The organism is Aquirufa beregesia (genome assembly GCF_011090385.1).
Classification (GTDB): domain Bacteria; phylum Bacteroidota; class Bacteroidia; order Cytophagales; family Spirosomataceae; genus Aquirufa; species Aquirufa beregesia.
In genome coordinates this window covers 73,409-99,765 of sequence record NZ_SEWW01000010.1, presented here as the reverse complement: position 1 = coordinate 99,765, position 26,357 = coordinate 73,409, and the positions used below count along the sequence as shown (strand labels likewise).

General features: G+C 38.7%; 26 protein-coding genes. 16 read left to right on the top strand and 10 right to left on the bottom strand.

Annotated features, from left to right (window positions below):
• Positions 1–9: 9 nt before the first annotated feature.
• From EWU23_RS12975 to EWU23_RS12935, 9 genes are all read left to right on the top strand, one after another.
• Positions 10–822, top strand: coding sequence for a UDP-2,3-diacylglucosamine diphosphatase (locus EWU23_RS12975; RefSeq protein WP_166232886.1), 813 nt, complete (start codon positions 10–12; stop codon positions 820–822).
• A complete protein-coding gene (locus EWU23_RS12970) occupies positions 788–2,302 on the top strand; it encodes a glycoside hydrolase family 32 protein (protein ID WP_166232884.1) in 1,515 nt (504 codons plus the stop codon). Before EWU23_RS12975 ends, EWU23_RS12970 begins: the two co-directional genes overlap by 35 nt.
• A gap of 66 nt (positions 2,303–2,368) precedes the next feature.
• The gene (locus tag EWU23_RS12965) at positions 2,369–3,349 is read left to right on the top strand and encodes an acyl-ACP desaturase (RefSeq protein ID WP_235942220.1); all 981 of its coding nucleotides are present in this window, start codon (positions 2,369–2,371) and stop codon (positions 3,347–3,349) included.
• A gap of 18 nt (positions 3,350–3,367) precedes the next feature.
• Positions 3,368–3,904 (top strand): TrmH family RNA methyltransferase, encoded by a 537-nt coding sequence (locus EWU23_RS12960; RefSeq protein ID WP_235942219.1) that lies wholly within the window; start codon positions 3,368–3,370, stop codon positions 3,902–3,904.
• 99 nt (positions 3,905–4,003) lie between these two features.
• On the top strand, positions 4,004–4,420 hold the full coding sequence (locus EWU23_RS12955; protein ID WP_166232882.1) for a hypothetical protein: 417 nt from the start codon (positions 4,004–4,006) through the stop codon (positions 4,418–4,420).
• 99 nt (positions 4,421–4,519) lie between these two features.
• Positions 4,520–5,428 carry an ABC transporter ATP-binding protein gene (locus EWU23_RS12950; RefSeq protein WP_166232880.1) on the top strand — a complete coding sequence of 303 codons (909 nt, stop codon included), beginning with the start codon at positions 4,520–4,522 and terminating at the stop codon, positions 5,426–5,428.
• A 10-nt stretch (positions 5,429–5,438) separates the two neighbouring features.
• Positions 5,439–6,758: an ABC transporter permease gene (locus tag EWU23_RS12945; protein ID WP_166232878.1), complete on the top strand. Its 1,320-nt coding sequence runs from the start codon at positions 5,439–5,441 to the stop codon at positions 6,756–6,758.
• A gap of 402 nt (positions 6,759–7,160) precedes the next feature.
• Positions 7,161–7,433, top strand: a complete 273-nt coding sequence (locus EWU23_RS12940; RefSeq protein ID WP_166232876.1) for a DUF4242 domain-containing protein — start codon at positions 7,161–7,163, stop codon at positions 7,431–7,433.
• A gap of 137 nt (positions 7,434–7,570) precedes the next feature.
• The gene (locus EWU23_RS12935; protein WP_166232874.1) at positions 7,571–8,200 is read left to right on the top strand and encodes a trimeric intracellular cation channel family protein; all 630 of its coding nucleotides are present in this window, start codon (positions 7,571–7,573) and stop codon (positions 8,198–8,200) included.
• A gap of 39 nt (positions 8,201–8,239) precedes the next feature.
• Here the strand turns inward: EWU23_RS12935 and EWU23_RS12930 are convergent, their stop codons facing one another.
• Entirely contained in the window at positions 8,240–8,590 is a 351-nt protein-coding gene (locus EWU23_RS12930; protein WP_166232872.1) for a Spx/MgsR family RNA polymerase-binding regulatory protein, read from the bottom strand.
• 89 nt (positions 8,591–8,679) lie between these two features.
• Here EWU23_RS12930 and fumC point away from each other — a divergent pair, with 89 nt between their 5' ends.
• Complete coding sequence (fumC, locus tag EWU23_RS12925; protein ID WP_166232870.1) at positions 8,680–10,083, top strand: class II fumarate hydratase; 1,404 nt, start codon at positions 8,680–8,682, stop codon at positions 10,081–10,083.
• 79 nt (positions 10,084–10,162) lie between these two features.
• Here fumC and EWU23_RS12920 read toward each other — a convergent pair whose 3' ends face one another.
• The 4 genes from EWU23_RS12920 to EWU23_RS12905 all read right to left on the bottom strand — a co-directional run bounded on the left by EWU23_RS12920 (position 10,163) and on the right by EWU23_RS12905 (position 15,009).
• Entirely contained in the window at positions 10,163–10,498 is a 336-nt protein-coding gene (locus EWU23_RS12920; RefSeq protein WP_166232868.1) for a hypothetical protein, read from the bottom strand.
• Positions 10,499–10,519: 21 nt separating this feature from the next.
• Positions 10,520–10,879 (bottom strand): ArsR/SmtB family transcription factor, encoded by a 360-nt coding sequence (locus EWU23_RS12915; protein ID WP_166232866.1) that lies wholly within the window; start codon positions 10,877–10,879, stop codon positions 10,520–10,522.
• A 386-nt stretch (positions 10,880–11,265) separates the two neighbouring features.
• Positions 11,266–13,722, bottom strand: a complete 2,457-nt coding sequence (locus EWU23_RS12910; RefSeq protein WP_166232864.1) for a bifunctional UDP-N-acetylmuramoyl-tripeptide:D-alanyl-D-alanine ligase/alanine racemase — start codon at positions 13,720–13,722, stop codon at positions 11,266–11,268.
• A gap of 96 nt (positions 13,723–13,818) precedes the next feature.
• Complete coding sequence (locus EWU23_RS12905) at positions 13,819–15,009, bottom strand: phosphoglycerate kinase (protein WP_166232862.1); 1,191 nt, start codon at positions 15,007–15,009, stop codon at positions 13,819–13,821.
• A 162-nt stretch (positions 15,010–15,171) separates the two neighbouring features.
• On the opposite strand from EWU23_RS12905, the gene EWU23_RS12900 reads away from it, so the two are divergent.
• Entirely contained in the window at positions 15,172–16,848 is a 1,677-nt protein-coding gene (locus tag EWU23_RS12900; protein WP_166232860.1) for a VRR-NUC domain-containing protein, read from the top strand.
• A 198-nt stretch (positions 16,849–17,046) separates the two neighbouring features.
• Positions 17,047–17,382: an HPF/RaiA family ribosome-associated protein gene (locus EWU23_RS12895; protein WP_166232858.1), complete on the top strand. Its 336-nt coding sequence runs from the start codon at positions 17,047–17,049 to the stop codon at positions 17,380–17,382.
• Between the two features lie 65 nt (positions 17,383–17,447).
• Here the strand turns inward: EWU23_RS12895 and metK are convergent, their stop codons facing one another.
• The 5 genes from metK to ytxJ form a co-directional block, all read right to left on the bottom strand.
• Positions 17,448–18,704, bottom strand: coding sequence for a methionine adenosyltransferase (metK, locus tag EWU23_RS12890; protein WP_166232856.1), 1,257 nt, complete (start codon positions 18,702–18,704; stop codon positions 17,448–17,450).
• A gap of 92 nt (positions 18,705–18,796) precedes the next feature.
• Positions 18,797–19,978, bottom strand: coding sequence for a lycopene cyclase family protein (locus EWU23_RS12885; RefSeq protein ID WP_205753180.1), 1,182 nt, complete (start codon positions 19,976–19,978; stop codon positions 18,797–18,799).
• Positions 19,979–19,984: 6 nt separating this feature from the next.
• Positions 19,985–20,854 (bottom strand): lipoyl synthase, encoded by an 870-nt coding sequence (gene lipA / locus EWU23_RS12880; RefSeq protein ID WP_166232852.1) that lies wholly within the window; start codon positions 20,852–20,854, stop codon positions 19,985–19,987.
• A gap of 6 nt (positions 20,855–20,860) precedes the next feature.
• A complete protein-coding gene (locus tag EWU23_RS12875) occupies positions 20,861–21,697 on the bottom strand; it encodes a hypothetical protein (protein ID WP_166232850.1) in 837 nt (278 codons plus the stop codon).
• A gap of 1 nt (position 21,698) precedes the next feature.
• A complete protein-coding gene (ytxJ, locus tag EWU23_RS12870) occupies positions 21,699–22,031 on the bottom strand; it encodes a bacillithiol system redox-active protein YtxJ (protein ID WP_166232848.1) in 333 nt (110 codons plus the stop codon).
• A gap of 124 nt (positions 22,032–22,155) precedes the next feature.
• On the opposite strand from ytxJ, the gene EWU23_RS12865 reads away from it, so the two are divergent.
• From EWU23_RS12865 to EWU23_RS12850, 4 genes are all read left to right on the top strand, one after another.
• Complete coding sequence (locus EWU23_RS12865) at positions 22,156–23,349, top strand: 3-deoxy-D-manno-octulosonic acid transferase (protein ID WP_166232846.1); 1,194 nt, start codon at positions 22,156–22,158, stop codon at positions 23,347–23,349.
• A complete protein-coding gene (gene rsgA, locus EWU23_RS12860) occupies positions 23,342–24,280 on the top strand; it encodes a ribosome small subunit-dependent GTPase A (protein WP_166232844.1) in 939 nt (312 codons plus the stop codon). The genes EWU23_RS12865 and rsgA overlap by 8 nt, the downstream gene beginning before the upstream one ends.
• A 13-nt stretch (positions 24,281–24,293) precedes the next feature.
• On the top strand, positions 24,294–25,211 hold the full coding sequence (locus tag EWU23_RS12855) for an ROK family protein (RefSeq protein ID WP_166232842.1): 918 nt from the start codon (positions 24,294–24,296) through the stop codon (positions 25,209–25,211).
• 185 nt (positions 25,212–25,396) lie between these two features.
• The gene (locus tag EWU23_RS12850) at positions 25,397–26,158 is read left to right on the top strand and encodes a GNAT family N-acetyltransferase (protein ID WP_166232839.1); all 762 of its coding nucleotides are present in this window, start codon (positions 25,397–25,399) and stop codon (positions 26,156–26,158) included.
• Positions 26,159–26,357 lie beyond the last annotated feature (199 nt).

The window sequence follows — 26,357 nt, the reverse complement described above, 5'->3', positions numbered from 1 at the left end:
CCTTTTTTTATGAAACATATTCAGGTAGCTGCTGGTAAAAAAGTCTATTTCGCCTCTGATTTCCATTTGGGTTTTCCGAATGAAAAGGAAAGTAGGGAGCGAGAAGCTTATTTATTGAACTGGCTGGATCAAGTTAAAGTAGACGCTCAAGCCATTTTTCTGCTGGGCGATTTATTCGATTTTTGGTTTGAATATAGAAAAGCTGTCCCCAAGGGATTTATTCGCTTTTTAGGGAAGCTAGCGGATCTATCTGATGCTGGCATAGAACTTCATATTTTTGTGGGTAATCATGATTTATGGATGTATGATTATTTTCAAGAGGAGTTAGCTGCCAAGATATACCGCCATCCTGAGCGTTTTCAGCTAGCATTTAGCGACGGAAGTTATAAATCAATATTCGTGGGTCATGGGGATGGTTTAGGACCTGGAGATTATGGATATAAAGTCCTGAAGCAAGTATTTACCAATAAGATTGCCCAGTTTTTATTTCAATGGCTACATCCAGATTTAGGAATTCGATTAGCACATGCTTGGTCCAATACCCGAAAGACGAATGCCATCACGCAAGGTGCCGTACCGTTTCATCCTGAGACAGATTATATTCTACAATTTGTTCAAGAGCAATATCAAAAGGACCTCATTCAACAGCAAGTATCATCTAGTTATATTTTTGGACATCGGCATCATCCCATTGCTTGGGAACTAGGAACTGATGCTACTTATTATAACTTAGGGGATTGGTTTAGTCCAGCATTATGTAATGCTTACTTTTTACGTATTGACGCCCATGAAAACTCTTTCCAAAAGTATTCAGCTTCTTAGTTGTTTAGGATGCTTGTTGCTAGCTATTTCTTTCACGATTTCAGCACAAAGCCCCACGGAACATTGGCGACCAGCCGCACATTTTTCTCCTAAAAAGAATTGGACAAATGATCCCAATGGATTGATTTATTTCAAAGGGTATTACCATGTGTTTTTCCAACATAACCCGAAAGGAAATGACTGGGGAAATATGAGCTGGGGACATGCTCGAAGCAAAGATTTGTTGCACTGGGAAGAACTACCTATAGCCATTCCGCATGGGGAAGAATTTATTTTTTCAGGTTGTGTGGTTTGGGATAAAGATCATGTATCTGGTTTAGGTAATCCGAATATGGATCTTTTAGTGGCCATTTATACGGCAGATTATCCCAATAAAAAGCAAGAACAGCATTTGGCCTATTCCAATGATGAAGGCTTGACTTGGAAGAAATATGCGCATAATCCGATTTTGGATATACAATTGTTAAACTTTCGTGACCCCAATGTCATTTGGCACGAGGCCAGTAAACAATATGTCATGTCGATCGCTAAACCCTTGGAGCGATCTGTTCAATTTTATGGCTCTAAAAATCTGATTCAATGGAATTTATTGAGTGAATTCAGTAATCAAGGAGAATTGGAGATGATTTGGGAATGTCCATCCTTGGTTGAATTGCCTATTGAAGGACGAGAAAAGGAAAGTAAATGGGTCTTATTTAATTCGTCGCAAGGAGTGCAAAAAGGTTTTGTAGGGATGCAGTATTTTGTGGGCGAATTTAATGGCAAGACTTTTATCAATGAAAATTCTGGCGACACAAAACTATTCGTTGATTTTGGGAAGGATTTTTATGCCGCTATACCTTTTTATAATGCACCAGAAAAAGAAGTATTGTGGTTGGCTTGGGCATTGAGTTGGCAATATGCTAAAGAGCAGCCAACCTATCCCTGGAAAGGGCAAATGTCATCAGTTCGAAAACTAAGTTTAGTGGATACTCAGGAAGGTTTACGATTAAAACAGGTATTTCAACCTGATTTTAATCAAATGGAGCCCACTTTTATGGCAAAAGATATTTCCATTTCAAAACCAAAAATATTGAATGGTTTTAAGATGTTACAAGGTAAATCCTATCTTGTCGATGTGGAAGTAGAAGAAAGCCATGCGGATCTCTGGGGATTAAAGTGGCAATCGGTAGATAATCCTCAGGAGTATACCTTGGTCGCATTTGATGAAAACAAAAAACAATGGTTCATTGATCGATCTCATTCTGGGAAGATCTTAAGTCCTGGGTTTTTCAAACTTGATTCTGCCCCTTGGGTGGAAGGAAGATCTCGGCATATGCGGGTATGGGTCGATCATTCTATGCTAGAGCTATTGGCTCAGGATGGCACAGTAGCCATTACATCACTACGTTTTCCTGCATCGTCCAAGGAAAGTCTATCTATTTTTTCGGAGAAAGGTAAATTAGACTTAAAACAAATTACGATTTGGGAGGTGAAGTAAGACTAATTAGCACATTTTATTTTTGTATCTTCGTTTAATTTAACAATTCAAACCAAACGAAATCCCATGTCTCAATTTGCCAATCGTGTGGAGGTAATGTCTGAACTTGCCAAAAACATGGACGCCTATGTCCAAGAGTATTTGAATCCAATTGAATCCAATTGGCAGCCTTCTGATATGTTACCTGATTCAACGAAAGAAAATTTTTTGAGTGAGGTGAAATTATTGCAAGAGGCTGCACAGGAGCTACCTTATGATTATTGGGCGGTATTGATTGGAGATACGATTACAGAGGAAGCTTTGCCTACTTATGAATCGTGGTTAATGGCGATGGATTCTGTGAACCAAGTAACTGATCAAGGACAAGGTTGGGTACAATGGATTCGTAGTTGGACAGCAGAAGAAAACCGTCATGGTAATTTGCTTAGCACATATTTATATCTTTCTGGTAAAGTAGATATGCGTGCTATGGCAGTTTCAACCCAGTATTTAATTGCAGATGGTTTTGATATTGGAACCTCTTCTGATCCCTATAGAAACTTTGTATATACTTCTTTTCAAGAGATGGCAACCAATGTTTCTCACCGTAGAACAGCCTCATTAGCTAAACAGCACGGAAATCCTCAATTATCCCGTATGTGTGCTCAAATTGCCGCTGATGAATTACGTCATGCCAAGGCATATCGCCGGTTTGTGAATGAAATTTTCAAATTAGATCCTTCCGAAATGATGTTGGCTTTTGCTGACATGATGAAAAAGAAAATTGTGATGCCTGCTCATTTCCTACGTGAAATTAATGGTCAGAAAAGTTCTTTATTTGAGCATTTTTCGGATGCTGCACAGCGAATCGGAGTTTATACTACGCAAGATTACGTGACCATCATGCAAGGTTTAATTCAAGATTGGGAAGTAGAGAAAATCACGGGCTTGAATGATGCCGCAGAAAAGGCTAGGGATTATGTAGCTGCTTTACCAGCTCGACTAGAGCGTTTGGCTGACCGTATCAAAATTCCAGAATTAGCTTATCCATTTACTTGGATTGCTTAATTAATTCGAAGCAACAACATGTCAAAGAAGTTATCCATGGACGAGCTCAATCGGCTCGATGTTCCTGCTTTTAAAGCATTGGAAAAATTTCCCTATGTGCTTGTCATGGATGATATTCGTAGTATGAATAATATAGGCTCAGCTTTTAGAACGGCAGATGCTTTTCGTTGTGAAAAAATATATCTGTGTGGTATCAGTGCTCAGCCACCCCATCGTGAGATCACCAAGACTGCTCTTGGGGCTGATGAATCAGTGGATTGGGAATATTGTGCCACGGCATCCGATTGTATGGCTCTATTGCAAGCTCAAGGGTATAAGATTGTATCTGTGGAGCAAGTGGAAGCCTCCCAATCACTTCAAGATTTTATACCTGAGTCAGGAGCGAAATATGCTTTTGTTTTCGGGAACGAAGTATTTGGTGTTCAAGATGAGTGGATTGCGGTCAGTGATGTTTGTCTGGAGATTCCACAATTTGGAACCAAACATTCGCTCAATGTATCTGTCAGCCTAGGAATTGTGGTTTGGGACTTTGTCTCAAAAACCCAGTTTAACTAAGATTCATTCTTATTTGTCTTTTTGCTCAAAAACTTAACACAAATAAATTTTTATTCCTGTAAATCTTTTCTAGATTTATGTCCATAGTTATAAAAATGTATGAGCAAAGCTGACAAATCATTAATGGAACAACTAGCATTATCTATTTTGCCAAAATTAAGTGGCTTACATGATAAGAATGCTAAAAAAATGGTCAATACTGCAGATAAGGCCATTGCAACAATTGTTAAAAAATTCCAGAAGTTAAAAGACCAACAAGTGAAAGCTTTGGCGGAATTGAAAGAGAAGGAAGCCAAGAAAGCCAAAAAGCAATTGGAAAAAGAGGCTAAAAAGAAAGATAAATTAGCCAAGAAAGCAGTTAAAGATAAGCAAATCGCCTTGTTGACTAAAGGGGCCAAAATTGTAGGTTCGGAGGTGGCATCTACAGCTCCAGTTAGTCCGAAAAAAGCAACGGCCAAATCTAAAACCACCGCTGCTAGTCCAGTCAGAAAAAAGAGAACTGTTGTAGCTAAATAGAGCTATTTCGTTTATCCCCATAATTTTGCGTTCATCCGTTTTTACACAAAAAGGATGAACGCATTTTTTATTTTAGGTGAAATTATAACATACCCTAACATGATATTATCTATTCAAGACGTTGTTAAACGTTATTCCAGCCATGTGGCCTTAGATCGGGTAAGTCTCGAAATACCCAAAGGCAAAATCTTTGGTTTATTAGGACCCAATGGAGCAGGAAAAACGTCTTTAATTCGCATTATTACCCAAATTACGGCTCCTGATGAAGGTCAGATTCTTTTTGATGGAGAACGCTTATCGTCCAAACATGTAGAGCAAATTGGTTATTTGCCCGAAGAGCGTGGCTTGTATAAGAAAATGAAGGTCGGGGAGCAATTGATATATTTAGCTCAATTAAAAGGGCTATCTCGTCAGGAATCGATCTCTCGTTTAAAGGATTGGTTTATCCGCTTGGATATCAAGGAGTGGTGGGATAAGCAAGTCGATGATTTATCGAAGGGAATGCAGCAAAAAACACAGTTTATCTCTACCGTTGTTCATGAACCTAAATTATTGATTTTGGATGAGCCATTTTCTGGTTTTGACCCCATCAATGCGAACATGTTAAAAGATGAAATATTGGCCTTAAAAGACCGTGGAACCAGCATTTTGTTTTCTACACACCGGATGGAATCCGTGGAAGAATTATGTGATTCCATTGCCTTAATCAATCATTCTCAAGTGGTGTTGACAGGAGAAAAAGATGAAGTTCGTAATCGATTCAAGGCGCATCAGTTTGAAGTGATATTTGAGGGTGATTTGACCCAAGAACTACAAGGAGTGGACTTAATAAGTCTAGAAATGTCGGGTGATCAAAGCAGTAAGAAGGGAGTGTTTAAGTTGCAAGAGGCTGTTAGTCCCAATCACTTGTTGGGTCAATTGATCCCACAAGTGCAAGTCCAGAAATTTCAGGAATTGATACCTTCATTCAATGATATATTCATTCAAGTAGTCCAAGAAACAAATTAATCGCATCAACATGAACAAGATATTTTTAGTTATAAAAAGGGAGTATTTGACTCGAGTGAGTAAGAAATCCTTTTGGATCGCCTCTTTGGTAGCGCCATTATTATTAACGGCTATTTATGCCGTTCCCATCTGGTTAGCCACACGGGATAAAGAAGTAAAGCAAGTGGCCATTTGGGATGGGAGTGGGCTTTTTGAACAGAAAGATTTGGCCGATAAGGAAATTGCCTTTCAATTAGTAACAGGTGATGTGGCCAATATTAAGAAAACTTTCGACAAGCAAGGATATGATGCTTTTGCCACTATCCCAGCAGATATTTTAAAGAATCCTCAAGGTTTAAAAATTTACTCGGAGAAGAATTTGAGCTTGTCGTTGAAGAGTGATATAGAGCGGATGGTTCAAAATAAAGTACGTGAGATTTTGCTGCGTAATGCAGGGATTTCTACGTTGAAATACAAGGAAACACAAGTGGATATATCCAGTGAGACCATCACGGTTTCCAAGCATGGGGCGGAAACAACTTCCAGTTCGGGAGGAGCCATGATATTAGCTGCAATTTTAGGTTTTTTATTGTATTTGAGCTTATTGCTCTATGGTTCACAGGTTATGAATGGGGTTATTGAAGAGAAGAGTAGTCGGATTATTGAAGTTATTATTTCTTCCATTAAGCCTTACCAATTGATGTTGGGTAAGATCCTAGGTGTAGGTATGGTGGGATTAACCCAGTTTTTGCTTTGGATTGTGCTGACAGTGGGCTTATCAACAGCAACCAGTAAATTTTACCAAGCTCCCTCCAGAATGGCTACTGTCGCTAATACAAGTAATTCCGAGGAATTAAAGAAAAGTGTAGCCAAGGTTGAGTCAAGCACACAGCCTATGGAAGAGTTAAACAAGGTGATTGAAAGTACCAATATTCCCTTGATTTTGGGCTCATTCTTCTTTTACTTTTTGTTTGGTTATCTACTGTATAGCTCTCTTTTTGCAGCTATTGGTTCGGCTGTAGAAAGTGCTGCTGAGGCCCAGCAATTTACTTTTCCGGTGATGATTCCTATCATTTTGGCATTTATATTGGCCCAGTTCACCATGCAAGATCCCGATAGCAATATCGCATTTTGGGCTTCCATTATTCCTTTTACTTCGCCTATCAATATGATGGTTCGTTTACCTTATGGTGTTCCTACCTGGGAGATAGTACTTTCCATGGCATTGCTGGTTGGCGGATTCTTAGCTTGCAGCTGGTTATCTTCTCGAATTTACCGAGTGGGTATCTTAATGTATGGCAAGAAAATGACCTGGAAAGAGATTAGTAAATGGGTGTTTTATAAAAACTAATTAGGTATTTAGACAAATTTTAAATTATAAAATTAAAAACAATCTATTTCCATTCGAATACATAAACATTTGACTCAATGGTTAAAAAGAGCTTAGGGATTCCTTGGCTCTTTTTTGTGCTTTGGCTAAAGCGAAATTTATTTAACGGTATGCTAGTAATGCCTTCATTTTGGCCTTATTGCTTAATTTAATAGATTTTGAAGAAGAATGGTTTTAGGTTCGATTAATCACTTGTTTATTTTCTAAAAGAACCCTATCTTTTAATCGTAATGTCTTGTTTTTGAGATAGATACGGTGATATTTCAAAAGAGGTGGCCTGATGAGAATCAGGGCATAAAGAAATTATCGGGTACGCCGAAAACCGTTTCGAGTAGGCAACAGCATATTCTAGATTAATTTATCATGGCAACTTACCTAATAGAAAGAGAGATTCCTGGAGCAGGAAATCTGTCAAATGATCAATTGAAATCTATTTCCCAAACTTCGTGTAGTGTGTTAAATAATTTGGGACCAGAAATCAAATGGCTCCAGAGTTACGTAACCAATGATAAAATTTACTGTGTGTATAAAGCACCCAATCCTGAAATGATTTTGGAGCATGCTCGGCTAGGAGGTTTTCCTGCCAATTTGGTCAGTGAAGTTTTTACCATCATAGATCCAACCACTGCAGATTAAGCTAATAAACAACTGTTTTATTCACACTGAAAGCAGAATCTCTGCTCTCGGTGTGAATTTATATGTTTATGTGTAATTATTTTACGTGATTCCTGCGTAATTTGAGCCTTCTTTAGCTCATCAATTAATGTAATTCCTTGGAAAATTATTTCACCATCCTGATTGATTTCATTGGCACCTTTGCCTTTGCAGTCAGTGGTATTCGCTTGGCTTCAGGGAAACAAATTGATTGGTTTGGGGCTTATATCATTGGACTCGTTACTGCTATAGGAGGGGGGACAGTTCGTGATTTATTGTTGGGCATCCGACCTTTTTGGATGCTGGATGGGCGCTATTTTCTAACTACAGGAATTGCTTTAATTGCCATGCTTTTGTTGAAAGAGCGCCTTGTCAAATGGTGGAATATGTTGTTTTTATTTGATGCCATTGGCTTGGGTTTAGTGACCATCGTAGGAATTAGTAAATCCATGGATGCCCAATTGCCCTTTTGGGTGTGTATCGTCATGGGGACCATTACCGGTTCGGTAGGAGGCTTGCTAAGAGATGTTTTGTTGAATGAAGTACCCCTTTTATTGAGAAAAGATATCTATGCTCTAGCCTGCGTCGCTGGAGGTTTGGTTTATTTCGCTTGCCAATATGGGCAATTGTCCACTACCTGGACGGAGCTAATTGCCGCTTCGGTGGTTATATCTGTTAGGATTTTGGCTTTTCGTTTTCATCTTCATTTACCTGTCTTGAATGCTATACCACCCAAGTCGGAGAATTAGACAGCATCTTTAAGGCAATTTCCCAGATGAAGGCTTGACTTATGACTTTAACCAAGCGGCTAATTTAGCCTCATCAAAACCGGCGATTATTTTCTCTCCATCCACCAATATAGGTCGTTTAATGGCAGAGGTTTTTTGACTTAGAAATTCAAAAAGGGCATCTGGATTTTCTAAGTTATTTTTAGTGGCATCCTCCAATTGTTTATACGTACTGCCATTTTTGTTTAATACGCTTGCTGGTCCCAATTTTTCCAAAAATATGCTCAAGGTTTCAGGACTAATTCCTTTCTTTTTATAATCATGAAATTCATACGTTAGCCCTTGATTTTTCAAATATTCAAAGGCTTTTTTCATGGTATTGCAGGCAGGTATTCCGTAAATGATAATCATGTTGGCTATTTATTTTAAAAAGGTGTGCGACTTGTTTGTTTTGGTGGTATTTTTGTTTTTTCCTTACAAATTTAACACAAAGCTACCTTATGGAGTATAGAATAGAAAAAGATACGATGGGTCAGGTGAAAGTGCCTGCACACGTGTATTGGGGTGCACAAACCCAACGTTCCATTGAGAATTTTCCCATTGCGCAAGACATCAATAAAATGCCTAAAGAGATTATTCGGGCATTTGCATTCTTGAAAAAAGCTGCTGCTATCACGAATTTTGAAGCGGGAGTATTGGATGAATCTAAAAAAGAGCTCATTGCACAAGTATGTGATGAAATTTTAGCTGGTCAATGGGCAGATCAATTCCCATTGGTAGTTTGGCAAACAGGTTCAGGTACGCAATCTAATATGAATTGCAATGAGGTGATAGCCTACCGTGCACATGTTTTACAAGGTGGAAATTTGATGGATGAAAAGAAAGTAGTTCATCCAAACGATGATGTGAATAAATCACAGTCTTCTAATGATACCTTCCCAACGGCTATGCACATAGCGGCCTATCAAATTTTGATGGAAACGACTATTCCAGGAATTACTAAATTACGTGATACCTTAGCTGCTAAGGCGAAGGCATTTAAGGATGTCGTGAAGATTGGTCGTACTCACTTCATGGATGCTACTCCATTGACCTTGGGACAAGAATTTTCTGGTTATGTATCTCAATTGAATCATGGTTTAAAAGCCATCAATAATACTTTAGATCACTTGAGCGAATTGGCTTTAGGTGGAACAGCGGTAGGTACTGGTATCAACACGCCCGCAGGCTATTCTGAGAATGTAGCGGAACATATCGCTACGCTGACAGGATTGCCATTTAGAACTGCCGAAAACAAGTTTGAAGCCTTGGCGGCACATGATGCTATAGTAGAAGCACACGGAGCTTTAAAAACAGTTGCCGTGAGTTTAATGAAGATTGGAAATGATGTACGTATGTTATCTTCAGGTCCTCGTTCAGGAATTGGAGAAATTTATATTCCAGATAATGAGCCAGGCTCATCCATCATGCCAGGTAAAGTAAATCCTACCCAATGTGAAGCCATGACCATGGTGGCTGCCCAAGTATTGGGGAATGATGTTGCCATCAACATTGGCGGAGCTTCGGGGCATTTTGAGCTGAACGTATTTAAGCCGGTGATGATTTATAATTTCTTGCATTCAGCTCGTTTGATCGGAGATGTTTGTACGGCATTCAATGATAAATGTGCTGTGGGGATTGAACCATTGAAAGAAAATATTCAAAAGCACGTAAATAATTCCTTGATGCTCGTTACCGCCTTGAATACCAAGATTGGGTATTACAAATCAGCTGAAATTGCTCAAACGGCTCATAAAAATGGCTCTACTTTGAAGGAAACAGCGATTTCCTTGGGGTATGTAAGCGCAGAAGAGTTTGATGAATGGGTTCGCCCTGAGAATATGGTAGGAGAAATCAATCTGTAAAGAGCTCCTATATACACGATTCTCAGCGATTTATATAAAAAAAGCCCTATACGTGATGTATGGGGCTTTTTTTATGATATTAGGCCATTTCGCGGAGTTCAATACTGTAAAATGAACTAACAAAGGGAAAAGTAGTGGCAATTCTCTGGGCTTCTTCCCAGTCGGGTAAAATTAAAGTAACAATTTGAGAAATTTCACCTCCGTCAATTTGATTGATTAATTTGGAATCCAAATTTCCCGTTGCAGTCAAGTGCATTTGATGACCTGAAAATTTCTGATACAACATGTCTTCATAGCTGGATTTTAAACCCTTTAGCCAGGTTCTAATTTGCTCTAATTCTTCTTCTGTGGCCATTGAATTTTCACCTGAAATTCCCGCTACTGGTCCCCGAATGATGATGACAAATCGTTTCATTAAATTAGTATTATTCTAAGATTAAAATTCGCTTTGAAATTTCTCAAAGGGATTCGACTCCGTTTTGATTTTTGGTTTTTGGCTTCGCTCTCTTGGAGCAGATTTTGGCTTTTCAGGCGCCGTGCCTAGGAGAGGAGCTAACCAGTTTTGTATCACTTGTAAGGCTTCCTTTTCTAAGGAATAATAGATGAATACTCCATTCCTACGGGTACTCACTAAGCCAGCTTCTTTAAGTACGGATAGGTGTCTAGATATAGTAGGTGCAGCATAGTCAAATTGTTCAAAAATGGTACTGGCAGGCAGCTCACCATCCTTCAAAAGCTCCACAATCTTTCGCCTCGATTCATCACCTAATGCTTTGGCTATAGACTCTACTTGCATATTAAAATTATCTATTTAGCTAATTTAGTACAATTCAATGTATTATCCAAAAATAGTCAAGGGGATGAGTACGGAAAGCTTATTTAGTCGAACAATTAATTATTTGTCAATATAGCTAATTATAATTTGCCTAATAGCTAAATAATTAGTTATGTTGATAATTATATTTAGTATTATGACTAATTAATGTTTATTTAGGTTTAAGACCCAATTGTTCAACTATTTCAAATGATATTAAGATTATTGAATGAATGTGAATTTCATGAGTTCTGGATTAACTCCAAAATCTAGCAGATTTTACACAAAAAAATACCCCAGAATTTCATCTGAGGTATGGGATTTGCAAGAATTCTGGCGGCTCCAAATTTGCTTATAATTATGACAATTTAGTTTTTCACATAGACCCTTTTCACGCGTTCGCTGATGTTGGTCATGAGTTCATACGGGATGGTTTTAGCTTGATGTGCCAAATCAGTTAATTGTATTTTTCCTCCAAAGGCAATGGCCTCATCTCCTTCTTTAACCAGTGGTAAATGACTAATATCTACCATGCACATATCCATACAAATGGAACCTACCGTAGGGCATAAATGGCCATTGATTTCGAACATTCCTTTACCCATTCCAAGGCTTCGAGAATAACCATCAGCATAGCCTAAGGCGAGGGTTGCGATGCGACCATTTGACTTTAATTTCCCCTTTCTACCATAGCCAATGGTTTCGTTTTTCTTGATGTCTTTGATTTGAGATATATAGGTTTTTAAGGTAAGTACATTTTCTAGTGATTTCTTTTCTTCTTTATTTTCTGAAATTCCATACAAACTGATGCCTAAGCGGACCATTTCATAGCGTGCTGAAGGGTAATTTTTAATGGCTGCTGAATTGGCAATATGTCGTAAAGGAGTATAACCTAATGTTCGGATGATTTTTTGCGTCATTTTTTCAAATAATTCCACTTGTTTTTCAGTGAATTTTTGATGTTTCAGCGATTCAGAGGCGACTAAATGACTCAGTATACTGGCAACCCATACCTGTGGCATGCTGGCTATTTTTTGGGTTAATTCTTTACATTGATCTGGACTAAAGCCTAAGCGTTTCATCCCTGTGTCTAGCTTTATATGAATTTTGATGCTTTTATTATGGGCATGGCTATATTCATCAATAGCTTCTAGCATGGACATGGAATAGACTTCGGGTTCTAAAGCAAAATTGCTTAAGGTATCCAATTCTCCAATTTGCGGATTCATGACCATGATGGGGCAATAAATGCCATTTTTACGCAATTGTACGCCTTCATCGGTGTAGGCTACTGTAAGGTAATCAATCCCTTGTTGTTGTAATACCTGGGCAATTTCCACGGCACCTGCTCCATAGGCGAAAGCTTTGACCATGACCATGAGTTTGGTATCAGGTCCAATGGTTTCCTTGAAATACGTTAGATTGTTCTGTAGCGCATCTAAATTGACCTCTAATTTGGTACAATGTGTTTTTGTCTCGAGCAGTTGGGTTATTTGTTCAAAATTGAACTTTCGGGCACCTTTTAAGAGTACCACAGCATCGCTGATTTGATTTAATATTCCACTTGTAATGAGGTCTTCGGTATTATAAAATACATCTATTTCTTTGAATGAATCTTGATATTTAATTAGCTGATCTCCCACACCAATGAGTTGATCAATTTTTTGGGATTGAAGCAAGGTGGCGATTTTAGGATATAGCTCAGCTGCCACTATGCCTGCTTCAATGAAATCACTGATGATTAATACGCGCTTTTTATGTTCGTATTTTTTGAGCAGAGGTAAAGCTAATTGCAATCCATCTAAATCATTATTATAGGAATCGTCTATGATCTGATTATTTCTAAGTCCTTCTTTAATCTCAAGGCGCATGGAAATTGGACGTATCCATTTGGTTCTGGCCTGTATTTCTTCTACACTTAAACCTGCCACATGCGCCATAATGAGGCAATGGCACAGATTTTCCAAATAGGCTTCATCCGTTAGTTCGGTTTTGACATCTAGAAACGCTTCGCTTTGAGCTGGTTTTTTAATCCGTATATGGGTTTCTTTTGGCCCTATTTTCCAATAGACATAGAGGCAGTTGGCCATGTCCTCCGTACTCCAGGCTATGAGTTCTACTTGTGGATTGATGGATTGCATTTCCACTTTGATGGAATCCTGCTCGGAGTTTTTTCGGCGGTATACCAATTTTTCCACATGAGAAAAAAGCTGTAGTTTTTCCTGTAGTTTTTGTTGATCTGATTCAAAATTTTGTCCATGCGCTTCGCCAAAATGAGTGAATATTCCCCAAGTAGGTTGGATGATTTTTTCTATTCGCTGCATTTCCCCTACACGTGATATACCTGCTTCAAAAATGGCAATCTGGTGTTGGGCTTTTAAACCCCAAACAGATAAAGGAACACCAATTTGCGAATTGAAACTTTTTGGGCTTTTGACTATGGAAAATTTACTTTGTAATAAGGTAGCCAACCATTCTTTGCAGGTGGTTTTTCCATTGGATCCTGTAATTCCAATGACTGGAATCGAAAAGCCTTTACGATGAATACTAGCTATTTCTTGCAGACAATGGATACTACTATCAACTACCCAGAAATCTGCCTGCGTCCATTTTTTAGCTTTTTCGGCTAATATACCAGACCAGGCGGCACTTTCTACAATGAATTCTCGGATACCAAGATGATACAAAGGTTCAATGTATTGATGGCCATCATGATGTACCCCTCTGACCGCAAAAAAGGCCGTTTGTTGGGGTAAATAGATTTGACGACTATCAAGACTAAGTATGCTTGATTTTACTTGTGTTGGCGATGAAAAATGAATCATGTATGCAGATCAGATTGGCAATAAGCTAAAATACAAAAAGGCGAGGAATAGTTCCCTCGCCTTTCACGCTATTTTCAATATTTATATTGATTGGTATTATGCTTCTAATGCTGCTACGCCTGGTAAGACCTTACCTTCCATGTATTCTAATAGAGCTCCACCACCGGTAGATACATAACTTACGCGGTCGCCATAACCTGCATTGTTAATGGCTGAAGCTGAATCACCTCCACCAATTAATGAAAAGGCTCCGTTTTCTTCTGTCGCTTTAACTACAGCATCAGCAATGGCATTGGTACCTTTAGCAAAATTAGGAAATTCAAATACACCCATAGGTCCATTCCAAAGGATGGTTTTTGATTCAGAAACGACTTTTTGGAATAGTTCAATGGTCTTTGGACCAATGTCTAAACCTTCCCAACCATCTGGAATTTCGCCTTTATCGACAATTTGTCTATTGGCTGAGTTACTAAAATCATCTGCCACCACATTGTCCAATGGCATGTAAATATTAACACCTTTGGCCTTTGCTTTTTCCAATAGACTTTTAGCTAAATCTACTTTATCAGGCTCAGAAATAGATTTTCCAATTTTTCCTCCCTCTGCCAAGGAAAAAGTATAGGTCATACCACCACCAATGATCAAATTATCTACTTTATCTAATAGTTGCTCAATAATTAAGATTTTATCGGATATTTTAGAACCACCCATGATGGCCGTAAATGGTCTATCAGCAAATTCTAAGATTTTTTTCGCATTATCAATTTCTGCTTGCATGACATATCCACTGACACGATCCGGTAAAAACTTACCCATTACGGCTGTTGAGGCGTGTGCTCGGTGAGCCGTACCAAAAGCATCATTCACCCATACATTACCCAAACTGGCTAATTTTTTCGCAAATTCCTCATCACCTTTTTCTTCCTCTTTATAAAAACGAAGATTTTCTAATAAAAGAATTTCACCTGCTTGTAATTCACTAGCTAGTTGAGCAGCCTCCTCACCAATGCAATCTGGGGCAAATTTTACTTTGATGCCAAAAACGATGGAAAGGGGAGTCACTAGGTGTTTCAATGAATACTTTTCTGTTGGACCATCTTTTGGTCTGCCTAAGTGTGACATCAGAATAACCGAACCACCATCTTTCAGAATTTTCTGAATAGTAGGGATCGTGGCTTTTATACGTGTATCGTCGGTGATTTCGTACCTTTCGTTTAAAGGCACATTAAAATCAACACGAACTAAGGCTTTTTTACCAGCAAAATTGAAATTGGCGACTGTTTGCATACTATTTTTGTTTCAAATTGTAAGTGGATACGTGTGCCTCAGATAAGGCAGGCAAATATACCCAAGTTTTGCTAATTGTTGAAAAAATCTAATTTTCTGTTGAAAATCTCGAAATTATTAGTCGAATAGTACAATTTTTACTCTTTGAACGTTCCTCCATATATGGATAATAGTCCTATTGCTAATTTATCACCCACCTATTATTGGGATTATTTCCAATATGTATTACGTTATGTCACAAAGCATTATGCTGAGCTGTTGGATAAAAATGAAATGGCTTTTATACGTGATTTTGAAACCTCCTCCTTTTCCGCCCAGTGTTTGTATCTACGTCTTGCTTCAAGAAGAACTATTTGGTTTCAAGAAGACTTACTCCATTATCCTGAAATTCATTCCTTAGAAGAGGCTAAAACGGAGTTGTTTCACATGAATCTATTGGAAAGAATAGGTCAGACGAATGGGCAGTCGGTCTATGCATGCTTGAACAATTTGAATAAGGCTATTTGTTTCGATTTATTACAAATTCCTGGTCAAAAAAGCCCCTTGGCAAAATCAGTTTCTAAACCCATTTTACTTCAGTATATCGTTGAAAACATCCGTGAAGAGGAACTGCTTCTACGCTTAGAAAAGCTCCAAATTGGCCTAATTAGGCCTTTGCAGACCACGTATTTTCATTTCATTCAATTTTTATTTTTTGGAAGTCGAAATCATGATTTAACAGATTTTGTAATTCGGGATTTGGGGCATCGACAATTCATCGACATCAATGAGGCAGATTTAGTCCCATATTTTTCCAATCGGGAGGAAGCCATTCAGAAATGGCGTATCAGTATTTGGCGAGAATGGTTTTTTGAGAAGTCGAAAGAGGACCATGCTGTGGAAGAAGTGGTGTCTAGTTGGCAAGCGAATATGTGGCCATTGATTCCTGAATTATTGGAATTATGCATCGGTAGTTTTGAAAGGACGTTGTTTCATGTGGCTCGCTGGCTAGAACGCCAAGGTGAATTAGAAATGGCGCTATCCCTGTATGAAGAAAGTTTAGCGGGAGCATCTTTGGAAAGGCGGGTCCGACTGTTAGTAAAACTTAAGCGATTGGATGAGGCTTTGATGTGGGCAAGGACTGGCTTGGAGTTGATTAGCAATCCCAAGGAAAGGCATTTTTTTGAAGACTTTTTATTGAAACAAGCCTCTAAGAAGCAGATTAAACAAGTGACAGCCAGTTTGAAAGAAGCTGAAAAATTGACTATTTCTATTGAATGGAAAGATCAAGTAGAGGAAGGTGTGGTCGATTATTTTAGAAACCAAGGCTATTATGCCGCTTTTACAGAAAACCGAGTTTGGAAGAATTTAATGGGGCTTTGGTTTTGGGAATTGATATTTCAACAGAATAGATCAGGATTTCACCATCCATTCCAATATGCTCCTAGCCATTATGCCCGTGAAAATTTTGCCATTGATTCAGAAGCGGAGTTTCATACTTTGTTGAAACTCTTCGATGATGAGAAAAGCTGGTGGGATTTATTGGAACAAAATGCAGCACAAAATCAGGGAAAAATGAATCCTTTGGTAGACTGGCAAAATCTGGATTTCGACCTGATTCAGCGCTTAGTGCGAGTGATTCCTAAGTCTGCTTTAGTCGAAGTCGTGAGCTTTATGTGGCAACATTTGGCGACACATGCCAAAGGTTTTCCTGATTTATTTATCCAAAAAGGGGAGGAATATGCCTTTATCGAGGTAAAATCCCCCAACGATCATCTTTCTGCCATTCAGTTTTTTTGGCATGATTTTTTTAGGCAGCAGGAAATAGCGGTTCGACTTATCCGAATAGAATGGATTTAATCATTTCTTAATTCAATGATTTTCAAAACATGACACAACTATTCAAATTTTTGACTAAAAACTAATTTTAAAATTATTCTTGAAATGCTTGACATCGTTTTGAAAATATTCTACATTTCTGATGAATCTAGAACGTTCTTTATGTTGTAGGCTTTGTCGGATTCCCAAAGCATTATTTCACCTTTAAATTTCAAGCTTATGAAAGTGCAAGTTCATGCCATCCACTTTACAGCGGATCGTAAATTAGTCGAGAGTATCCAAGCTAAGTTGAACAAATTAGAAACCTTTTATGATCGAATAACCAGCGGAGAGGTATTTCTTAAAATAGAACAAGGGGAGGGGAAAGTCAGAGAAAAGTTACTTGAAATAAAAATTGCTGTACCTGGGGCTATTTTGTTTGTCAAAGAGAAAGCAAGATCCTTTGAAGAAGCCTTAGATTTGGCATTGAATGCCATCGCAGAACAGATTAAACGCTTTAAGGCTAAAATAACGCAAGTTAAAGCTGCAAAAACGGCTCTTGATATATCAGAGTAGTTTTTATATGAACATGAAAAAGGGGACAATTTGTCCCCTTTTTTTTTATGCAATTTTAAGTATAATTAAATTTGGAAAGCTGCTTTTACCGCATCGACATAATCTAATTTCTCCCAAGTAAATAATTCTACTTCTTGACTGATTTTTTGTCCATTAGGTCCAACGAAAGTTTTGTTAACTACTTCGTTTTTACGACCCATGTGTCCATAAGCAGCTGTTTCAGAATATATTGGGTTTCTTAATTTCAAACGTTGTTCGATGAAATAAGGACGCATGTCAAAAATCTCTTCTACCTTTCTAGCGATTTCTCCGTCTGTTAAGTTCACTTTCGCTGTTCCATAAGTATCAATGAACAAACCACAAGGTTTAGCTACACCGATCGCATAAGAAACTTGAACCAAGACTTGATCGCACAAACCTGCCGCAACTAAGTTTTTCGCAATATGGCGCGTGGCATAGGCTGCTGAACGGTCTACTTTGGAAGGATCTTTTCCTGAAAATGCCCCACCACCGTGAGCACCTTTTCCACCATAGGTATCAACAATAATCTTACGACCTGTTAAACCCGTATCACCGTGAGGACCACCAATCACAAATTTCCCTGTTGGATTAATGTGGTAGGTAATCGCATCATTGAATAATGCCTGTAATTCAGGTTTCAAACTAGCTTTAACGCGAGGAATAACGATTTCAACAATATCTTTTTTGATTTTTGCCAGCATTTCTGGTTCTGCTGCAAAATCATCATGTTGGGTTGAAACTACGATCGTATCAATACGTTGTGGTACATGATCATCGGAGTATTCAATTGTTACTTGAGATTTAGCATCAGGACGCAAGTAGCCAATTAATCCAGACTCGTTGTTACGAATGTTGGATAATTCCTGAAGAATTTTATGGGCTAAATCCAATGCCAAAGGCATGTAATTATCTGTTTCTTTCGTAGCAAAACCAAACATCATTCCTTGGTCACCTGCGCCTTGCTCCTCTGGATTGGCACGCTCTACACCTTGGTTGATGTCAGCCGATTGTTCATGAATGGCAGATAAAATACCACATGAATTGGCTTCAAACATGTATTCTGATTTAGTATAACCAATCTTACGAATTACTTCTCGGGTAATTGCTTGAACATCTAGGTAGGTATTTGTTTTAACTTCTCCAGCTAAAATCACTTGACCTGTAGTAACCAATGTTTCACAAGCTACTTTTGAAGTAGGATCAAAAGCCATGAAGTGGTCAATGAGTGCATCTGAGATTTGATCGGCCACCTTATCGGGATGTCCTTCAGATACCGATTCAGACGTGAATAAGTATGCCATTGGCGAAACAGTTTATATGTTTGATGTTATAATTCTGACAAAAATACAATTTATCTTACGAAGCTACAAATGCTATTTTAGCTTTTAAACACTTATTTTGAGCTAATGATTAAGTGGTAAACGGCGCGCATAAAAGGTAGGGTGGGAACACTGGCCATCAAGCTGAGATCTTCCCAAAAACTGGTTTTTTCATCCAAAAAGCGCAGCATTTTACTTCCTTTATTTTTTTGAAATAAAGCTTCAAATACCTCACTCCCTGCCTTGGATTGTTCTAAAAGCACTTGTAAAAAGACCTTATCCAGCCAGGTTTTAAAAATGTGTTGAGGAAGAATCAAGCCTTGCGGGTGATCCTTTTCAAGTTCTTTGGCTAAGGCTTGATTGATGCGCTGGGTGCGTAAAAAACTGTAACCCGTGGAAGCTTTGACAAAGCCCCCCGAAGTACCTATTCGGATGATTTTTTCGGATATCCTTTGACGAGCCCTTTGATCTAAACACATTGGAATAATCCCTTTTTCTTCTTCTTTGATTTGATAGTCTTCTTCGCCCAATCCATAAAATGCCTGCAAATAAGATTTGATTTTATCTCGATAAAAGGAAGCTTCTCTCACATGGGCGGAGAAAAATGTATATTCGAATAATGCTTTTTTAGATGATGTGGGAAGGATGTACATAAACTCACATTCTTTTCCTTGTGCCACTCGGAAATCAAATAAGTGAACCGCATCTGATTTAAAGATGGGGAAGTGGGATTCAATCTCCCAACCTAGAAAATGTTGCTTGATATGCTTCGGATTATTGATTTCGCAGGGGTAAGCTGTAAAGGAATCAAAAACTTTATCCGTGGCATAAAAATCTCCCATTGAACTTTGGACCTTGGTATCTTTTTCTTCTGGAATAATTTGTAGAACCTCGGCTTGTAAAAATTCAATGTTGGGGAATTGACTCAGCTGCTTTTTGATGTAAGTATACCAGTCTATACTTCGGATTTTATGGTATTGAAATGGAGCAATGTCTAAAGCGATGCTCTTTCCATGTGGACCATGAAACCATAAATTTTTCCAGCTTTTTTGTGCCAAATCATCAAACTCTTCGGGCCTATCTGACCAATAACACCAGGTTTTATCATTTTCAGATTTACTGGAAAGGTCAATGATTAACATAGGCTCTTTCGCTCGCTTACTTTGACTTAAAAAATAAACCAAAGATAGAGCAGACATACCTCCTCCAGCGAAAATGTATCGATACGTTTTACTGGAAGGGACATTCATACGCATGAGGCATTAAATATGGCGTTCTGCGTGATAACTAGAACGAACCAATGCCCCAGATTCTACATAGGCTAATCCTCTTTTTAGACCTTCTTCTTTGTACATAGCAAAGGTGTCTGGATGAATCCATTCAATCACCTCATGATGCATTTTGGTAGGTTGCAAATATTGACCCAAGGTTAACACGTCTAAACCATGTGCGACTAAATCATCCATTGCCTTGAATACCTCATCTTGTTTTTCTCCTAAACCTAACATAATGCCCGACTTCGTTCTTTTTCCAAAGTCTTTAGTTCGTTGGATTTGTTCCAAACTACGCTCATATTTAGCCTGAGGGCGTACATATCGGTATAAACTAGCCACCGTTTCCATGTTATGCGAAACAACTTCTTGTCCAGCTTCAATCATGCGAATCAAGGCATCCCAATTTCCTTTGGTATCTGGAATTAAGGTTTCAATGGTCGTTTGCGGTGTGCTTTCTTTCACCGCACGAACCGTTTGATACCATATTTCTGCTCCTTTGTCTTTCAGTTCATCACGGTTGACAGAAGTAATAACGGCATGTTTTACTTGCATCAACTTTATGGCTTCTGCTACACGTCTTGGTTCATCCTCATCGTATTCGGGTGGTCTGCCAGTAGCTACGGCACAAAAAGTACAGGAACGAGTACATACATTTCCTAATATCATGAAGGTAGCTGTACCTTCACCCCAGCATTCACCCATGTTGGGGCAATTACCTGATTGACAAATAGTATGTAGTTTATATTCATCCACAATCTTCCTAACATTCGTGTATTTCTCACCAATGGGTAGTTTGACACGAAGCCAATCGGGTTTACGCGTGTTAGCAGCTGGATTTATCTGAGGTAATTCAATCATCTTATATCAATATGTTCTTCCGAAGAAAAAAGTTAAGTAACCAGTTGTATAAACTGATCTAGGGCTTGTTTGGTTAAGCATTTCGACAGGATTTTGGAATACATCCACAATAAAGCCTACTTCCAAACTTAAATAATTATGCTTAATCGTATTTAGTTCTATGTCAAAGCCAGATTTCAGATGCCATCCCGGAACCATTTTAGCATCAGCACTACCCACAAAATATCCTCCTTCACCGACGATTACTGAGCGGCCAGTGGTGTTGGTCATGGATTCGGTATATGGAATTGATTTAATGATGGTTCTGCCTGTGGCAGGATCTAAAAAAGAGACATCCACATAGTAGGGAATTTTAACACCTAGACTAGGTCCTGTAGCCAAAATCCCTCGTAAAGCGGCTCCTCCTTCACTGGATTTTTTGAACAACATCCATTGCATCCCAAATTCTGGTCTAACGATCAATAGGTTGTTTAACTTACCTTCAATGTAGCTTCGTCCGTTATAAGAAAAAGGGGAAGTGAACTCGCGATAATCCTTTACATTAACAATGTCTAGACCAATGATGGGTTGGCGACTCGGATTCTTATTCCAAGATTTCCGCAAATTGATACCACCAAAAATTCCAGAATTGGTCGTGGTGGTTAATCCAATGGCCCAAGTTCCTCGTTCTGCCAGTGAACCAGCGGATGCGGGAATATTACCTGTTTTACTCGAAGCATTATTGGCTTTACTGCTGCTTTGATTTGGACTAGTTGTGGTACTGGTACTACCACTTCGTTGCGCCCACACCAACGCGGGCATCAATAAAAGAGCCAAAATATAATGAGGTAAAGCCTGCTTCATGTTAACGGCTAGTATATGGTTTCAAATCCTCATTGGATATGTCCCAATGAGAGGCATGGTAAGTACATTTACCTCCATCAATGACTAAAATTTGGGGCGATTGATGTTCTACTTGAAATGTTTCAGCAATTTGATTAGAAATAGGTCGAAAAGCAATTAAATCTAATAAATATGCTGGGGTATTATCTTGATCCCAAGCCCTTTCTAATCTATTTAAGGAAGTTGCGGAGATAGAACAACGGGTGCTATGTTTAAAAATAAGAACAGGTTGTTTTTGAGAATCTTCTAAGATTTGAGCTACTTGCTGAGCGTCGTTTAATGTATTCCAGTTCATAAAGAATGATGCAGGTTTTCTGCTTATTTCGTAATTTTAAAGATTCACCTTCAAATTTAAGAAAAACTTGAGAGTTTGGCTGTATTCTTTTGCCTTGTTTTTGTATCGTCAAACCCTGAGAGGCTTGTCAAAGTTCCATCCCAAGGCGAAACTTTGGAATCAAGGTCAAATGGAAGTTTGGCAAGGTCTTGAAAAAACGTTTGCTCATCAAGATCAACCCGTTGCTTGGTTTCATACAGCCTCTTTGGGGGAATTTGAACAGGGAAGGCCCATCATAGAAGCTTATAAAAAGCAGTTTCCATCGCATTTTATTTTAGTAACCTTTTTTTCGCCGTCTGGTTATGAAGTTCGGAAGAATTTTTCAGGAGTGGATTTCGTTTCCTATTTACCCATGGATGGAGCAAAGACTAGTGAGCGTTTTTTAGACCTTGTAAAACCATCTTTAGCCATTTTTGTCAAATACGAATTTTGGCATTTCTACCTTACAGGATTAGCCAAACGACAGATTCCCTTATTGCTTGTATCTGCGATATTTCGACCCAAGCAAGTATTTTTTGCTTGGTATGGTGGTTTTTATCGTAAGCTATTGAGGCAGTTTACTCATTTGTTTGTCCAAGATGAAGTGTCCAAAGAATTATTAACTCAAATCGGAATTAAGCATGTTCATGTGGCAGGTGATACTCGATTTGATCGGGTTTATGCTCAGTCCAAACAGGTGAGTTCTTGGGATTTATTAGATGAATTTTTAGATGGACAAGCCTTTGCTGTTTTAGGTTCTGTTTGGCAAGCCGACATGGATCGAATAATACCTTTGATCAATAAACAATCGTTACCCATCAAATGGGTCATTGTCCCACATGAAATTCATCAAGCTGAATTGGAACAATGGAAAAGTGCTATTACTTTACCATCTGTTTATTCTAAAGGTAGTTCAACAGAAGGCTTAGCTAATCATCAAGTAGTATTAGTCAATGAAGTCGGTCGCCTATCTTCGATTTACCAAGGTGCCGATTTTGCTTTTATTGGTGGGGCTTATGGTGCTGGATTACACAATACCTTGGAAGCCGCCGTGTTTGGTCCCGTTATCGCTTTTGGAGATCAGAATTATTTGAAATTTAGAGAAGCTTGTGCCTTATTGGAAGAGGGTATCGCTAAAACTATTTCTACTACCGAAGACTTAGATAAATACTGGTTAGACTTGTGGGAAAAGCCCGATCAAAGAGCGCAAATTAAGGCTAGATCAGAAGCTTTCATTGCAAAAAATATGGGTGCTACGGATGCCATCATGCACATTTTAATGAACTTACAACATGACTGAGTCTAAGAAAAAAGGATTGATTGTGCGCTCCACGGGTTCTTGGTATGAAGTTCGTTCGGAAGAAGGAAAGGTATATAATGGGCGATTGAAAGGTAAATTTAAATTGAAAGGTCCTCAAACCTCGAATCCCATAGCTGTGGGTGATTGGGTCATGTATGAAATGGAAGATGAGGTGCATCAAACGGTTTTAATTGTGGAGATATTACCTCGACAAAACTATTTGATTCGTAAATCGGTCCATAAAACAGGACAAGGGCAATTGCTGGCAGCCAACATCGATCAAGCCATTTTTATTATGACCTATAAAATGCCTAAAACATCCTTGGGCTTTTTAGATCGATTTTTAGTCACAGCTGAGGCATTTCGTATTCCGGTACAAATCGTGTTCAATAAAATGGATTTGCTGAATGAGGAAGAACAAGATCAGGTTTTTGAATGGGCAGGATTGTATCAATCATTGGGATATGGAATATTGTTTACCTCCATTCCGAAGGAACAAGGGATAGAAGAGTTTACTGAGATGTTTCAAGGTAAAGTATCTTTGATGTCTGGCCATTCTGGGGTAGGTAAATCCAGTTTGATGAATATTGTTGCTCCTGATTTACATATCAAAACCAAAGAAGTATCTGATTTTGCAGAAAAAGGAGTTCATACGACTACCTATTCCACCATGTGGGAATTGGGGAAAGATACCTATTTGATAGATAGCCCTGGGATCAAGGAATTGGGAATTTTGGAAATTGAGAAAGAAGAATTGGCGCATTATTTCCCAGAAATGCGTGAACTACTTGGCCAATGTAAGTTTAATAATTGCATGCATTTGTCAGAACCGGGCTGCGTGGTGCGGGAGGCTTTGGAGCAGGGAGATATTGCAGAGTCTCGGTATTTTAGTTATTTGAGTATGCTTGAAAATAATGATAATAGACGCTAAACCTAAAAAAACGATGAACAAAGAATTATTATGGGGGATTGATTTGGGGGGGACTAAGATTGAATGTGCGGTTTTGGAAAAGCAGAATCCAAGCCAAGTAGTACTAAGAGAGCGGATTGATACGGAATCAGCTAAAGGCTATGATCATATCATTGCACAGATTAAGATTTTGGTTGACCGAGTGACGGGCATCATCGGCGAAAAGCCTAAGGCCATTGGATTTGCAACGCCAGGTGTTTTAAATCCCTTGACCAATACCATGAAAAATTGTAATACCGTTTGTTTGAATGGACAAGCCTTAGCAACAGATTTAGCGAATACCTTAGGCTGTGAAGTTAAGCTAGCCAATGATGCCAATTGCTTTGCTTTAGCTGAGACACTATTGGGGGCAGTACAAGATGTTAACCCGAATGCGGAAGTCGCTTTTGGGGTTATTATGGGTACAGGAGTGGGTGGTGGACTTGTGGTTCATGGTAAAATCATCAATGGATTACATGGCATTGGTGGCGAATGGGGCCATAATATTTTAGAAGATGATGGAGATGCTTGTTATTGTGGTAAATCGGGTTGTGTAGAAACCGTAATTTCAGGACCTGCTTTAGAGAAATATTATGAAAAGCATTCGGGTAAAAAAATGAAATTAAAGGAGATATTGCAGGCTGCCAAGGACCATTCGGATGCAGCTGCAGAAGCGACTGTCGAGCGCATGGTGGACTATTTTGGGAGGGCTATTTCCACCTTAATCAATGTAATGGACCCAGATGTGATTGTGATTGGAGGAGGCGTTGGCAATGTCGATTTATTGTATTCTGAAGGCTATGAGCGCATTAAAAAGTATATTTTTAATTCGAGAGAAGTTCATACACCGGTAGTTAAACCTAAATTGGGGGATAGTGCTGGTGTATTTGGTGCGGCGATGTTGTATAGTTAGTGGCAAGCTTTGGGACACCACCTAAATATGTCTCGGACGCCAGTACATGGGGATCATGATAAAGTCTGATTGCTGTCAGGCCTTTCCGCCCAAATTTGGAGTGATAGGTCTGATTTTGTCAGACCTATATACTAGTTATCGGCAACCTTAAACGAAAGTGCAAACCCAACCGATGGACACAAATAATGACAACTGAAATACATAATACGACCGACAATTTTCAGGTAACTTTTTCACCGACAGACAAGCAAGTAGGAGAAATAGAAAAGTGGTTAATAGCGGAGAGACAAAAAACTGGAGACGGCTTTTATTGTAATTGGAACATTATTAAATCTTCGTTTGACAAAAACGAGTTGGCGACAATCTCACTCAAAAACAAAACTATTGGGTTTGCAACTTGGCGACTAACTACAGACAAGACAGCAAGAATTGAAATAACGGAAGTAAAGCCGACACATCGCAAAAAAGGAATTGGTAAAAAACTAACAACTCATCTTCTCAATTTTCTAAAGGACAAAGGTGTTTGTGTTGTTGACTTACAATGTTCCCCAGACACTTCAGAACCTGTTTGGAAGCGTTTAGGTTTTGTAGAGTTTCCTGACCCACCTGAGAACTACAACTTTAACTTTGACGATAACAAAAAACTCTATTCAATTTTGACAGAGCATTTACATACAAGTTCTGTTCAACGTGCTGACGAAACAATTGAGTTGTGGAATGACGAGCCATACACGACAGATGAAAATACTCCACCAACTTACATTTGGAACTTAGAGTTTATTGACGGGACAAGAAAATTATTAAAACCAATTATTCATCCAGCACACTACGAGTGGCGACTGCGTTGGAGAATTAACGGCAAGACAATTAAGGACGATAAAATTAAACGCTTCAAAACTGAAATTGACTTTGGGACTTTTATCATTATTGACGAACTTACTCTTTGACAATATGACTAACATTGAAACGACACAACTTCGGACGGAGAGAAAGGCAGCCGCTAACAGCACATTGGCAATTGGCGGGGTTTCGTCTCCGCTTGACAGTTTTGTGATAGCCGAAAGTTCAGTCCTCCGAACAAACTTCTGTGCTGAAAAGCCCACCCATCGCCAATCTGCGAAACGTTATATGCCATTGTAAAACAAC